This window comes from Embleya sp. NPDC005575 (assembly GCF_040605455.1).
In the GTDB taxonomy this organism is placed as follows: domain Bacteria; phylum Actinomycetota; class Actinomycetes; order Streptomycetales; family Streptomycetaceae; genus Embleya.
Map to the genome: position 1 here is coordinate 1 of NZ_JBEXCV010000209.1, position 12,192 is coordinate 12,192.

Consider the following 12,192-nt stretch of genomic DNA (forward strand, 5'->3'; position numbering starts at 1 on the left):
GCCCCGCGACGCCTCGCGCCACCCGGCGACGCCCGGCACGGCCCGCACGCGCCGCGACACGCCGAGCCGCGCCGAACGCCGCCGGCACCGCACCCGGCGGGACACACCGGGCACAGCGAGGGGTACCGTGCTCGGGTGTACCGCTTCCTGCTGACCCCGCGCTGGATTGCGATGGCGCTGCTCGTCCTCGTGCTGGTCCCGATCATGGTCGAGCTCGGCTTCTGGCAGTTCCACCGGCACGAGCACAAGGTCGCGCACAACGACCTGATCAGTGCCAACATCGAGCGCGAGCCGGTGCCCGCGCAGGAGATCCTCGCGGTGGGCCGCAAGTTGCCCGGCGATCTCCAGTGGCGCCGGGTCACCGTGACCGGCAGGTACGACACCGAGCACGAGATGCTCGCACGCAACCGGTCGCAGGACGGCGTGCCCGGTTTCTACGTGGTCACCCCGCTGATCACCGCCGACGGCCGTGCGCTTCTGGTCGATCGGGGCTGGGTGAAGAACCCGGCCACCGCCGCCGACCGACCCGAGGTGCCGCCGGCGCCGAGCGGTCAGGTCACGGTGACCGGCCGGCTGCGTCCGGACGAGACCCGCAAGGACTCCGGCATCCGCGACCTCGCGCTGCCCGACGGCCTGGTGATGCGGATCTCCGGCTTCGAGCTGGCCGCCAAGCTGCCGCACCCGATCTTCGGCGGCTATGTCGAACTCACCGAGCAGACCCCGATGGCCGCGAAGGCGCCGGCGCTGATCCCGGAACCGGACGACGAGGACCTGGGCCCGCACCTGGCCTACGCGGTGCAGTGGTGGATCTTCGCGTTCGCCCTGGTGGCGATGTTCGTCAAACTGGTGCGCAGCGAGGCCAAGGAGCTCGAAACCGAACTGGCCGCACTGGACGAGGAGACCTCGGCCCCCGCGCCCGAAGAACCGGCCAAGGTCTGAGCGGCGGCGCCCCGCGCCGGGGCGCCGCGACTGGGCACGTCGTCACAATCCTTTGACCAGCTCCGGGAGCACTTCGCCGATCGGCTCGCGGATCACCGCGTCGGCGACCCGGTCGTAGGGCGTCTCCCCGGCGTTGACGATCACCAGCTTGGCGCCCGCCTCCTGCGCCACCCGGCACAACGACGCGGCGGGCTCGACCTGGAGCGAGGTGCCGATGGCCAGGAACACGTCGCCGATCTGCGCGGCGATCGCGGCCCGCTCCAGCACGCCGTGGTCCAGCCCCTGACCGAACATGATCGTCGCGGTCTTCTGGATCCCGCCGCAGCGCACGCAGCGCGGGTCGTCCTCGCCCATCGCCACCCGCTCCAGGGCCGCGTCCAGGGTCGTGCGCGCGTCGCAGTCGGTACACACCACGTAGAACATCGTGCCGTGCAGCTCGATGATCTTCTCCGGGCCGGTGCCCGCCCGCCGATGCAGGCCGTCCACGTTCTGGGTGATCAACGCGTTGAGCCGACCGGCGCGTTCCAGCGCGACCAGCGCGGTGTGTCCCGCGTTCGGCCCGGCCAGCCGCGCGGGGTTGTCCCGGCGCAACAACCACGAGCGGCGGCGGATGTCCTCGTCGCCCATGTAGTAGCCGTAGGTGACCAGCTTCTCCGCGTCCGGGTCCTTGGTCCACACGCCCTGCGGGCCGCGGTAGTCGGGAATGCCGGAGTCGGTGGAGATGCCCGCCCCGGTAAGCACGGTCACCCCGTCGTCGGCCGCCCGAATCCACTCCCGCACCACGTCGATCTGCTCGGTCATGCCACCGAGGGTAGCGACCGGCCGACCTGACGACCTGTCATTTACCCCGCGTCGGGGCCGGCAGCGGGCAGGATGGGTGCCATGGATCTAGGACTGCGCGATCGCGTATATCTGGTCACCGGCGGCACCCGCGGCCTCGGCTTCGCCACCGCCCGCGCGCTGGTGGACGACGGCGCCCGGGTGGTGGTCACCGGGCGGGACGAAAAACGCGCGGCGGAGGCCGTCGCCGCACTGGGCGGTCCCGAACAGGCGCTCGGGATCGCCGCCGACAACGGCGAGAGCGGTACCGCCGAGCGGCTGGTCGCCGCGGCGTTGGCCCGGTTCGAGCGGCTCGACGGCGCGCTCGTGAGCGTCGGCGGCCCGCCCGCGGGCGCGATCACCGGCGTCGAGGACGACCAGTGGCGGGACGCGTTCGAGTCGGTGTTCCTGGGCGCGGTCCGCCTCGCCCGGGCGACCGCCTCGGCGTTGGGCAACGGGGGTTCGATCGGCTTCGTGTTGTCCTCGTCGGTGCGCCAGCCGATCGCCGGGCTCGGCATCTCCAACGGCCTGCGCCCGGGCCTGGCGATGGTGGCCAAGACGCTGGCCGACGAGCTGGGCCCGCGCGGCATCCGGGTGTTCGGACTGCTGCCGGGCCGGATCGACACCGACCGGGTGCGCGAGCTGGACGGCCTCAACGGCGACGCGGAGGCCAACCGGGCCCGTCAGGCCCAGTCCATCCCACTGGCCCGCTACGGCACCCCGGAGGAGTTCGGCCGGGTGGCCGCATTCACGCTGTCCCCGGCCGCGTCCTACCTGAGCGGCGTGATGATCCCGATCGACGGCGGCCTGGCCCGCTCGCTGTGACCCGACCGGGGCCCGGAGTCTGAGCCGGATGGGCCCGGGACACCTCCCGGGCCCATCCGCGGGTGCCGCGTACTAGTCCAGGTGCCGCTTGGGCAGGCCCCGGCTGGTCCGCAGGGTCAACACCGTGGGCAGCGTGGGCAGACCCACCGCCTCGCGCGCGTTGGGCAGCACCCGGTCGCGCACCCCGCTGAGCAACGTGCGTGGTTCGGCGCCGGGCTCGGCCCGGACCAGGACCCGCAGCGTCGGGCCGTGGCGGCGGCGGACCAGATGCGCCGAGGCGTGTTCGACGCCGTCCACGTAGGACAGGTCGTCCTCGATCGCGTCGGCGAGCGCGTTGCCGGCCACGGTCAGCGTGTCCGCCTCGTCGCCCACCATGCCGAACCCGGTACCCAGCCCGGACGGACCGTCCCCGGCCCCGTCCGTGGTGTCGCGGACCCGCAGCGATCGCACCGGCCGGCGGCCGAACTGCGCGAACAGCCACCACAGCGCGAGCAGCAGGATCAGTCCCGGTACCCCGAAGGCGACCCACCACCACCAGCCGTGGTCGGTCAGCCGCTCGGCCTGACTCGTGGTGATGAACGGCTTGTCCGCCGTATGGACCAGATCGGGATACCAGCCTCGGCCGCGCGCGGCGAGCCCGAGCCCGCCGCCGATCAGCCCCAGTCCGACGAGGAACAACAGGATCCGGTTGCAGACCGTTCGCATGCCCGCCTCACCTCCTGCTCACGGGCTGAAGGCGCAGATCCACGCGGGGTACCCGGGCCAACGTGAGCGCGTTCGCGCGTTCCTCGAGTCGTTCGATCAGCTCGTCGTGCAGGTCGTCCGGGTCGCGAAAGTGGTAGTCCACCCGCAGCACCGCCTTGCGTCGGCCCATCCGCACCCGCGCGTCCAACACGCCCGAGGATGCCAGGGCGGTGTGCCGCAGGAACGAGGCGGCGGTACGCCGCGTCATGTAGACGGTCATCGCCTCGCCGGGCGAACGCAGCCGCAGCAGACTGCGCCGGCCCGGGGTGATCGCGAGCACGATCAGCCACAGGCCCACCACCGCGGCGATCAGCCCGGCGACGATGGTCCAGTTGTCCCGCCACACGTGTGTCTGGGCACGCTCGAGCAGGTCGCGCGACCAGCGCGGCGCCCGGTCGATCCGGGCCGTCGCTCCGATGTACAGCGCGGTGCCGGCGACACCGCCCACGACCAAGGCGACCAGCCCGGCCGGGAAGCCGCGCGTCGACCAGGCCCGGCGCACCTTGGCACCGTCACCCCAGTCGTCGGTCGCACCCGCCGACGTCTCGGCCGGCGAGGCACCCGAAAGCGCCTCCGGTCCAGCCTCCAGGCTCACTCCACTCTCCTCTTGCCGTGCCCCCCACGGGTCAATCGGCCGACCGTCACGTCCACCCGCACCACCGGCATCCCGGTCAAGTACTCCACGTCGGCGCGCACCCGCTGCCGAATCGTTCGGGCGATCGCGACGACGGGCCCGGGATAGGGCACGTCCACGTCGAGATCGACCGTCGCATGGTCGTGGTGCATGGTGGCGCCCGCGCGCGGGGCACGCAGCACGGTGTCCGGCGCGGCCTCGGTGGTGGCCTCACGCGCCGCGCGGGCGGCGATCTTCTCCACCACACGCCCGCCGATCTGCAGTACTCCGCGGTGCGCGGCCGGCGCCAGGCCCTCCGCCGGTACCGCGCGCATCAGCGCCGCCGGTTGCGCGAGCTGAACAGCTCGCCGAGGTCCAGGTCGCCGTCCAGGAAGCGGCCGACCAGGAAGCCGACCACCCCGAGCGCGGCGACCAGGAGAAAGGCCCCGAACCCGCCGAGCGCGGCGGCCAAGCCGAGGGCCATGCCGACCAACAGGCCGACCATGGGTGTAGTCATTGGCGAACGACTCCTCACTGAACCGACCAATGGTTGTTGTCGACGGTTGTCGTCGACCCCGTCGGGTCGGGTGCCGAAGGACCGTACGGAATCCGCCGAGCCGCCTCGCACCCCGCCCGCTACTCGACGCGCGGGTTGTTGCGCCGCCGATGCCGCTCCGCCAACTGCCGCCAGAGCCGGCCCGGCAACCGGCCGCGGCGGTAGACCGTGGTCTCCGCCGCGGCCCCCGAGCGAACCGGCGCCGGTGGCGCGGCCGCGTCGATCAGCGCTCTGAACCGCTCCAGGCCGGCGACGAATGCGTCCGGGTCACCCCCACGATCGGGATGACTCGCACGGATGAATTCCCGGTACTCGCGCAGCAGCTGTCGCCGCGCGTCGTCGCCGGGCCCGGCCGTCACTGAAGCTGGCGCTCCTTGGAGTCGTCTCCGTCGTACTCGATGTGGATGTCGTCCACCGCGATGTTGACCTCGACCACTTCGAGCGCGGTCATCCGCTCGACGGAGTCGATCACATTCTCGCGGACCGCCTGCGCCAATTCGGCGATGGGCACGCCGTAATCCACGACGATGTTGAGATCCACCGCACACTGCCGCTCGCCCACCTCGACGCTGACTCCCTGCGCCACGTTGGGCTTGCCACCCGGAATGCGCTGACGCACCGCGCCGAACGCCCGAGCCGCGCCTCCACCGAGCGCGTACACGCCCGGAATCTCCCGGGCGGCGATGCCCGCGATCTTGGCGACCACGCCGTCCGCGATGGACGTGCGGCCCTTCTCGGTGGCCAGCTTGACGACCTCCGTGGAACGAGCCCCGCCCGCCGGCGAACGCTCGTCGTCCTTCTGCAGCGCCTGCGTGCCGGTCTTGCCCTGGGTCGTTGCGTCTGTCATCGGCGCACTTCCTTCCTCGACTGCCCGAACCATGCGACCGGAACCCCACTCGGTCCCGCCTGACATCGGTGCCCGTTGCCGGGTTCACCACACCTGTACGACACACACACCGGGCGAACGTCACGCGTCGATCGGAGGATGTTTCGCCGAATCCGACGCTATCCCGCCGGGCCGCTCCCGGCGTGCATCCGGACCCTCGCCTCGCCGTGAGAGTGGCGGTTCTCGTGTTGTGCCCCCGAGGGCAGTACGGTCGCCGAGTCGGGACGAGGAGGGAAGCCGATGGCCGACGAGGCCGAGCTCGACGAGAGCACCCTGGTGGTGCGGGCTCAAGAGGGCGACGCCGAGGCATTCGAGGTGCTGATGCGCCGGCACGGTCGATCCCTGTACTTGCTCGCGTTGCGCATCCTGGGACGCCCCACGGACGCCGAGGACGCGGTCCAGGAGGCGTTCATCGCCGCGTGGCGCAGGCTGCCCGGGTTCCGCGCCGAATCGTCGTTCCTGACCTGGATGTATCGCATCGTCACCAACCGCGCGCTGAACATCGCCCGGACCAGACGGCCCACGGTCGGTCTCGATCAGGTGCCGGATCGGGCGATAGAGCAAATGGCGGACAATCCGGAACGACGGGCGGAGGGGTCGGCGGCGCTCAAGGCGCTTCAGCAGGCGATGGGCAAGCTCACCGAGGAGCAGCGGGCCTGCTGGGTTCTGCGCGAGTTGCACGGGCAGAGCTACGACGAGATCGCGGCGGCCGTGGGAATCGGGGCGAACGCGGTCCGGGGCAGGATCTTCCGAGCACGACAGACCCTGGCGGAGGCGATGCGGCCGTGGACATGACGAACGAGGCGGGCGACGCACCCGACGCGCTGCGGCTGCCGTCCGCGGCGGAACTGCTCGCGACGACCCGGCACGCCTCGGCGGAGCCGGCCGCGTCGGCGAGCGCCGACCCGGATCCGGATCTGCTGCCGTGTGGGCGAGATCCCGAGGCGGTGCTCGAACACGCCGCCGCGGGCGAGTCGGACGAGCACGAGCGCGCGTGTCCCGAATGCCAGGCGCTGCTGCGCGACCACTCGGTTCTCGACCAGGTCACCCGCGAGTGGGCCGAGCTGCCGGTGCCGGTGCCGGACGACCTGGGCACGCGGGTGATGCGCCTGGTCCGGGCCGAGCTGCACACCGGCCGGCTGCTGCCGCTGGGCGAGCCGGACGAGCAGTTGACGCTGACCGAGACCGCCGCGGCGCGTACGCTGCGCGCGGCGGTGGACGCCGAACCCGGTGTACAGGCCCGCAGTTGCCGGATTCGGCCGCACGAGAACCGGGCGGGCGCGGCGGTGCCGGGACCGGTCACCGTGCGGTTGTCGGTCGGCGTGCCCTACGGCGAGCCGATCCACGCGCTGGCCGATCGGCTGCGCGAGCGGGTGCGCCGGGCGGCGAGCGAACGACTGGGGTTGGAAGTGGCGAAGGTGGACGTGGACGTGGTGGGCCTGGAACCGACTGCCGGGGATCGGGAGGCGGACCGATGAGCCGGCCCGCGACGCGCATCTCGCGCGAGATGTCCATCCTGGCCCGGACCACCGCCGGGAGCGCGGCGCTGACCGTGCCGGGCGTGGTGGACCTGCAGCCGGGTCTGCTCGACGCGGTCGCCCAGGTCTCGGGCGGCCTGATCCCGGGCCGGGTCCCGGGGGTGACCACCCGCGTGCTCGACGAAGTCCTGCACGTGGACGTGCAGTTTCGCGCGGCGGTGGACCGCCGGGTGCTGGACGTGGCCCGCGAGGTGCGCGCGGCGGTCACCGCCGAGGTGTGCCGGCAGACCGGGCACAAGCGCGTGGTGGTGCACATCCTGGTCACCGACGCGGGGGTGTGACCCCGATTACCGCCGCCGGCGCCTGGGTCAGACGTTGGCGAGGCTGTACGAGGGCCGCTCGTTCAGCCCGGCCGGGTCGTGACCGGGCAGGTGGCCGTAGGCGCCGATGATGCCACCGATCTCCTCGGTGGCGGTCAGCGGTCCGGTCGCGTCGGCGGCGCGCGGCACGCGTCCGTGCCCGATCAGTTGGAGCCACTTGTTCAGCGGCAACCGGGCCCGCTCGTACGCCTCCAATGCCTCGACCGGATCCTGGTACGAGGCCAGCGAACGGGCCAGCACCCGCGCGTCGACGATCGACTCGGACGCGCCGCCGAGCACGTAGGGGTACATCGGGTGGGCGGCGTCGCCGAGCAGGGTGACCCGGCCGAACGACCACTGGTCCAGCGGCGGTCGGGTCACCAGCGGATAGCCCGACGCCTCGGTCGGCGTCTTGACCATCGCGCCGATGTCGGCTCCCGCGATGCTCCAGCCACGGAAGACCCGGGTGAGCCGGCGCAGGTCCGCGGGACCGTTCCAGCCGGTGTCGCCGAGTTCGCCGGCGGATTGCCGATCGGGCAGCTCCGCGAGCCAGTTGGTGAGTGTGGTCCCGTCCCGCGGGTCGATCGGCTTGATCGGGTGCGCCATGAAGCGCGCCTCGCCGTGCGCGGTCATGATCATGGTGTGTCCGTCGGCGAACGGCGCACAGCGGGTGGTGCCGCGCATCAGGATCCGCGGCTGCGCGACCGGCAGGCCCTCGTCCGGCAACAGCGTCGCGCGGGTCGCCGAGTTGATCCCGTCCGCCCCGATCAGCACGTCGGCCCGCTCCTTCCAGGGCCGCCCCTCGCCGTCGACGAAATACGCGGTCACTCCGTCGTCGTCCTGGTCGAATCCGGTCAGCCGCGACCCGGTACGCACCGCCGGGCGGCCCAGTCGCTGGTAGACCGCGCGCAGCAGGGCGACCTGCAACTCACCTCGGTGCACGGACAGATGCGGCCACAGGAAGCCGGCCCGCTGGCCGCGCGGTGCGAGCACCACGCGCTCGGCCGCCCGATCGGGATAGGCCACGCCGGACAGTGGCACGCCCAGGTTGGCGATCGGATGGTAGAGGTCGAGTTCGGCGAGTTCGCGCACCGCGTGGGGCAGGAGGCTGATCCCGAGCCCGAGGGGCCGGATTCTCAGTGCCGCGTCGATCACCGTCACTTCGGTGATGCCCGCGTCGTACAGGCTCAGTGCCACAGCCAGTCCACCTATGCCGCCGCCGGCGACGAGAACACGCACGTAGAAGCCCCTCTTGCCAACCACTTGGAATATCACCACACTACCCGCCGTGCCGGACCGCGGGCGGCCGACGCGCGCTCAGATGGCCAGCGCCTCGGAATCGGTCGTTTCCTCGTCCCGGTCCCGGAACTGACGGTGGTACAGGTCCGCGTACAGTCCGTTCAGGACGAGCAACTCGGCGTGTGTACCGCGCTCCACGATGCCGCCGCCGTCCACCACCAGGATCAGGTCGGCGTCGCGCACGGTGGACAGCCGGTGGGCGATCACCAGCGCGGTGCGGCCCGCGAGCGCGGTGGCCAGCGCCTGCTGCACCGCCGCCTCGGACTCGGAGTCCAGGTGCGCGGTCGCCTCGTCGAGCACCACCACGCGCGGTGACTTGAGCAGCAGTCGGGCGATCGCGAGCCGTTGCTTCTCGCCGCCGGACAAGCGGTGGCCGCGTTCGCCGACCACGGTGTCCAGCCGATCCGGCAACTCGGCCACCAGGTCACCGATGTTCGCCCCGTGCAGCGAGGCCCACAGTTCCTCTTCGCTCGCATCCGGCTTGGCGTAGAGCAGGTTGCCCCGGATCGTGTCGTGGAACATGTGCGAGTCCTGGGTGACCACGCCGACGGCGTCCCGCAGCGAGTCCAGGGTGACGTCGCGCACGTCGTGGCCGCCGATCCGCACCGATCCCTCGGTCGCGTCGTAGAGCCGGCCGACCAGCGAGGTGATGGTGGTCTTGCCCGCACCCGAGGGACCCACCAGGGCCACCACCCGACCGGGCTCGGCCCGGAAGGACACGTCCCGCAACACCGGTTCGGAGCGGTGCCGGTCGAGCACCGCGACGCTCTCCAGCGAGGCCAACGAGACCTGGTCCGCACCGGGGTAGGCGAAGGAGACGCCGTCGAACTCGACGGTGGCCGCGTCCGCCGGCAGTGGCTTCGCGTCCGGCTTGTCGGCGATCAGCGCGGGTAGGTCGAACACCTCGAAGACCCGCTCGAAGCTGACCAGCGCGGTCATCACGTCCACCCGCACGTTCGCCAACGCGGTCAGCGGCCCGTACAGCCGACCCAGCAGCACGGTGAGCGCGACCAGCGTGCCCACCGTCAGCCGCCCGTCCACCGCCAGATGCCCACCGATCAGGTACACCAGCGCGGTCGCCAGCGAGGCGACCAGGGTCAGCGCGGTGGCGAACACCCGGTTCACCAACGCGATCCGGATGCCGATGTCGCGCACCCGGGCGGCCCGTCCGGAGAACAGCGCGTCCTCCTCCTCGGGCCGGCCGAAGATCTTCGCCAGCATCGCGCCTGAGACGTTGAACCGCTCGGTCATCACAGTCGACATCTCGGCGTTCAGCTGCATCTGCTCGCGCGTCATGGTCTGCAACCGGCGCCCGATCCACTTCGCCGGCAACAGGAACAGCGGAAGCAAGACCAGCGAGACCAGGGTGATCTGCCAGGCCAGGTAGAACATCGTGCCTGCGACCAGCACCAGGCTCACCAGGTTGGACACCACGCCGGCCAGGGTGGAGGTGAACGCGCGCTGTGCGGACAACACGTCGTTGTTCAGCCGCGAGATCAACGCGCCGGTCTGGGTCCGGGTGAAGAACGCGATCGGCTGCCGCTGTACGTGCGCGAACACCCGGCTGCGCAGCTCGTAGATCGAGCCCTCGCCGATCCGCGCCGAATACCACCGCTCGGCCAGGCCGAACCCGGCGGCGAGCAGCGCGATACCCGCCACCACCATCGCGAGCATGGTCACCAGGTGACCGTCGCCCTTGAGTACTCCCTCGTCGACGATCCGCTGCGCGAGCAGCGGCGGCACGATGGTCAACACCGCGCCGATCACGACCAGGATCAGATACGCGGTGATCTGCCGCGCGAAGGGTCTCGCGAACTCGCCCACCCGCCGGACCGTGCCGGGCGCGAGCTTGCGCTCGACCACCGACGCGTCACGCGTGTAGGACCGCAGATTCATGCCCATCGGGCCGCCGCCACTCATCACGCCTCGTTCCCCGTACATATCAAGTGATCACCACAAAATCCTGAGCCAACCTCAGCACTTCGTGTAGAGGAACACCGGCATGGGCCCGCTTAGTCCCGGGCCCGACCCGGTTCCCGAGCGCGGGCGGCGGCTCGATGTGTGACGGGGATCCCGCCGGTACTCCTATTCGCCCGTCCCGGCGAGGTCGCGCAGCCGGCGCGCCTGGGCGGCGCGTTCGGCGGCGCGTTGTTGGTCGTACGTACGCGCCGAAGCGCCCGCGAGCAGGGCCTTCGTCTCGATCACCGCGTCGCGCGGCGCGGCCAGGAGCGCGGCCAGCAGGTCGCGCGCGGCACCGTCGAGTTCCTCGCGCGACACCGTGAGCGTGGCCAATCCCATCGACACCGCCTCCTGCGCGCCGACCCAGCGCCCGGTGACGCAGATCTCCAACGCGCGGGCATAACCCACGAGGTCGACCAACGGCTTGGTCCCGGCCAGGTCCGGGACCAGACCCAGCGCGGTCTCGCGCATCGAGAACCGCGCGTCGTCGGCGCACACCCGCAGATCGCAGGCCAGCGCCAGCTGGAAGCCGGCGCCCACCGCATGCCCCTGGACGGCGGCGACGGTGATCAGATCGGGGCGCCGCCACCAGGTGAACGCCTCCTGGAACGAGGCGATGGTCGCGTCGAGTTCCTCGTCGCTCGCCCCGGCCAAGGTGACGAGATCCGATTCCCCCGCGATGCCCCCTCCACCGGGGAACATCCGCCGATCCAGGCCCGCGGAGAAGGAGGCACCCTCCGCGCGCAACAGCACGGCCCGGACGTCACCGGGCAGGTCGCGACCGACTGCGGCGAGCGCGCGCCAGAGCGCGGGAGTCTGCGCGTTGCGCCGATCGGGGTTGGTGAGGGTCACCACCGCGAACGAACCCTCGATCACGACCGAGAGGTCCTGCCGTGCCGCGTGGTCGGCACTGCCGACCTCGCCGCCGTTGTTGTCCGTGCCGCCGTTGCTGTTCGTACTGTCGAGCTGATTCGCCACCACGTCCACGGTCCCTCCCGTGTTCGGGTCGCTTCCGTCGAACGACCACGCGCCCGACGTTACCGGTCGGTCACATGGTCGTTCGACGGACGGTACGGTGTTGCCGATCCCTTGGAGCTCGACCTCAGGCCGAGGACGACGCGGCGGTCTTGGCCTTGCCCCGCGTTGCCCCACCCCTGCCTCGGAGGGTCACCCCGGACTCGCTGAGCATCCGGTGCACGAAGCCGTAGGAACGGCCCGTCTCCTCCGCAAGGGCGCGGATGCTGGCACCGGAGTCGTACTTCTTCTTGAGGTCAGCCGCGAGCTGCTCGCGCGCGGCACCGGTCACCCGGCTGCCCTTCTTCAGAGTCTCGGCCACACGTGCCTCCTCATAGGAAGTGCGCTCTGGAATCCCATGATCACCCCTGAGGCATGGCATGGCCAGTGATTCCACCAGGCCCGCAGGCTTGATCATCTCGGTGCGTGGCCTCTTGCACACAAAGATCACCCGAGCGGAATCGCGCCTTCCCGTGCCGAATGCTTGACCGAATCCTGTGTCCGCCGGCAAAGGCGCTGGTCACCCATGAGATTCGCGACCTTGCTCTGTGTCGCCGTCGAGGCCGGTGACCGGCGTCACCTACGGACCGGAACGATGGCTTCCTCTTGTGAGGGTTTCGTGGCGAAAACCCGTCGAGGGGACGAAAGCGATCACCGACCACCGGCAACACCACGTCGGGTGCGACCACGGGTAACACCAC

General features: G+C 71.3%; 16 protein-coding genes. 5 read left to right on the forward strand and 11 right to left on the reverse strand.

Translation table 11 applies throughout. From position 1 onward, the window contains the following. Positions 1–939 (forward strand): SURF1 family protein (locus ABZS54_RS38765; RefSeq protein ID WP_355546915.1); only part of this gene is annotated, 939 nt, incomplete at its 5' end. A 42-nt stretch (positions 940–981) separates the two neighbouring features. Here ABZS54_RS38765 and ABZS54_RS38770 read toward each other — a convergent pair. After that, complete coding sequence (locus tag ABZS54_RS38770) at positions 982–1,740, reverse strand: Sir2 family NAD-dependent protein deacetylase (RefSeq protein WP_355546917.1); 759 nt, start codon at positions 1,738–1,740, stop codon at positions 982–984. Between the two features lie 81 nt (positions 1,741–1,821). Here ABZS54_RS38770 and ABZS54_RS38775 point away from each other — a divergent pair, with 81 nt between their 5' ends. Beyond that, entirely contained in the window at positions 1,822–2,583 is a 762-nt protein-coding gene (locus tag ABZS54_RS38775; protein WP_355546919.1) for an SDR family oxidoreductase, read from the forward strand. Positions 2,584–2,655: 72 nt separating this feature from the next. On the opposite strand, the gene ABZS54_RS38780 is transcribed toward ABZS54_RS38775, so the two are convergent. The 6 genes from ABZS54_RS38780 to ABZS54_RS38805 all read right to left on the reverse strand — a co-directional run bounded on the left by ABZS54_RS38780 (position 2,656) and on the right by ABZS54_RS38805 (position 5,343). Next, positions 2,656–3,288, reverse strand: coding sequence for a hypothetical protein (locus ABZS54_RS38780; protein WP_355546921.1), 633 nt, complete (start codon positions 3,286–3,288; stop codon positions 2,656–2,658). 7 nt (positions 3,289–3,295) lie between these two features. Then, positions 3,296–3,922, reverse strand: coding sequence for a DUF6286 domain-containing protein (locus ABZS54_RS38785; RefSeq protein ID WP_355546923.1), 627 nt, complete (start codon positions 3,920–3,922; stop codon positions 3,296–3,298). Beyond that, complete coding sequence (locus tag ABZS54_RS38790; protein ID WP_355546925.1) at positions 3,919–4,275, reverse strand: Asp23/Gls24 family envelope stress response protein; 357 nt, start codon at positions 4,273–4,275, stop codon at positions 3,919–3,921. Before ABZS54_RS38790 ends, ABZS54_RS38785 begins: the two co-directional genes overlap by 4 nt. Next, complete coding sequence (locus tag ABZS54_RS38795) at positions 4,275–4,457, reverse strand: hypothetical protein (protein ID WP_078977717.1); 183 nt, start codon at positions 4,455–4,457, stop codon at positions 4,275–4,277. The genes ABZS54_RS38790 and ABZS54_RS38795 overlap by 1 nt, the downstream gene beginning before the upstream one ends. A gap of 119 nt (positions 4,458–4,576) precedes the next feature. Beyond that, complete coding sequence (locus ABZS54_RS38800) at positions 4,577–4,855, reverse strand: hypothetical protein (protein WP_355546927.1); 279 nt, start codon at positions 4,853–4,855, stop codon at positions 4,577–4,579. Then, positions 4,852–5,343: an Asp23/Gls24 family envelope stress response protein gene (locus ABZS54_RS38805; RefSeq protein ID WP_355546929.1), complete on the reverse strand. Its 492-nt coding sequence runs from the start codon at positions 5,341–5,343 to the stop codon at positions 4,852–4,854. Before ABZS54_RS38805 ends, ABZS54_RS38800 begins: the two co-directional genes overlap by 4 nt. Positions 5,344–5,622: 279 nt before the next feature. On the opposite strand from ABZS54_RS38805, the gene ABZS54_RS38810 reads away from it, so the two are divergent. From ABZS54_RS38810 to ABZS54_RS38820, 3 genes are read left to right on the forward strand one after another with little or no spacing between them, the layout of a single operon-like run. After that, a complete protein-coding gene (locus ABZS54_RS38810; RefSeq protein WP_355546931.1) occupies positions 5,623–6,177 on the forward strand; it encodes a sigma-70 family RNA polymerase sigma factor in 555 nt (184 codons plus the stop codon). Next, positions 6,168–6,860 (forward strand): Asp23/Gls24 family envelope stress response protein, encoded by a 693-nt coding sequence (locus ABZS54_RS38815; RefSeq protein ID WP_355546933.1) that lies wholly within the window; start codon positions 6,168–6,170, stop codon positions 6,858–6,860. The genes ABZS54_RS38810 and ABZS54_RS38815 overlap by 10 nt, the downstream gene beginning before the upstream one ends. After that, the gene (locus tag ABZS54_RS38820) at positions 6,857–7,201 is read left to right on the forward strand and encodes an Asp23/Gls24 family envelope stress response protein (protein ID WP_355546935.1); all 345 of its coding nucleotides are present in this window, start codon (positions 6,857–6,859) and stop codon (positions 7,199–7,201) included. Before ABZS54_RS38815 ends, ABZS54_RS38820 begins: the two co-directional genes overlap by 4 nt. Before the next feature lie 27 nt (positions 7,202–7,228). On the opposite strand, the gene ABZS54_RS38825 is transcribed toward ABZS54_RS38820, so the two are convergent. The 4 genes from ABZS54_RS38825 to ABZS54_RS38840 all read right to left on the reverse strand — a co-directional run bounded on the left by ABZS54_RS38825 (position 7,229) and on the right by ABZS54_RS38840 (position 11,813). Then, the gene (locus tag ABZS54_RS38825) at positions 7,229–8,458 is read right to left on the reverse strand and encodes an FAD-dependent monooxygenase (RefSeq protein ID WP_355546937.1); all 1,230 of its coding nucleotides are present in this window, start codon (positions 8,456–8,458) and stop codon (positions 7,229–7,231) included. A gap of 78 nt (positions 8,459–8,536) precedes the next feature. Beyond that, entirely contained in the window at positions 8,537–10,438 is a 1,902-nt protein-coding gene (locus tag ABZS54_RS38830) for an ABC transporter ATP-binding protein (RefSeq protein ID WP_355546939.1), read from the reverse strand. A gap of 165 nt (positions 10,439–10,603) precedes the next feature. Further along, complete coding sequence (locus tag ABZS54_RS38835) at positions 10,604–11,353, reverse strand: enoyl-CoA hydratase/isomerase family protein (protein ID WP_355546941.1); 750 nt, start codon at positions 11,351–11,353, stop codon at positions 10,604–10,606. A 226-nt stretch (positions 11,354–11,579) separates the two neighbouring features. Further along, positions 11,580–11,813, reverse strand: coding sequence for a helix-turn-helix domain-containing protein (locus tag ABZS54_RS38840; RefSeq protein WP_020553538.1), 234 nt, complete (start codon positions 11,811–11,813; stop codon positions 11,580–11,582). Between the last annotated feature and the right edge of the window lie 379 nt (positions 11,814–12,192).

Excerpts from the sequence above, each read along its gene's own strand:
- ABZS54_RS38780 (WP_355546921.1), bottom strand. The coding sequence starts at position 3,288 with ATGCGAACGGTCTGCAACCGGATCCTGTTGTTCCTCGTCGGACTGGGG.
- ABZS54_RS38830 (WP_355546939.1), bottom strand. The coding sequence starts at position 10,438 with ATGAGTGGCGGCGGCCCGATGGGCATGAATCTGCGGTCCTACACGCGT.
- ABZS54_RS38810 (WP_355546931.1), top strand. The coding sequence starts at position 5,623 with ATGGCCGACGAGGCCGAGCTCGACGAGAGCACCCTGGTGGTGCGGGCT.
- ABZS54_RS38775 (WP_355546919.1), top strand. The coding sequence starts at position 1,822 with ATGGATCTAGGACTGCGCGATCGCGTATATCTGGTCACCGGCGGCACC.
- ABZS54_RS38795 (WP_078977717.1), bottom strand. The coding sequence starts at position 4,457 with ATGACTACACCCATGGTCGGCCTGTTGGTCGGCATGGCCCTCGGCTTG.
- ABZS54_RS38805 (WP_355546929.1), bottom strand. The coding sequence starts at position 5,343 with ATGACAGACGCAACGACCCAGGGCAAGACCGGCACGCAGGCGCTGCAG.
- ABZS54_RS38790 (WP_355546925.1), bottom strand. The coding sequence starts at position 4,275 with ATGCGCGCGGTACCGGCGGAGGGCCTGGCGCCGGCCGCGCACCGCGGA.
- ABZS54_RS38820 (WP_355546935.1), top strand. The coding sequence starts at position 6,857 with ATGAGCCGGCCCGCGACGCGCATCTCGCGCGAGATGTCCATCCTGGCC.
- ABZS54_RS38770 (WP_355546917.1), bottom strand. The coding sequence starts at position 1,740 with ATGACCGAGCAGATCGACGTGGTGCGGGAGTGGATTCGGGCGGCCGAC.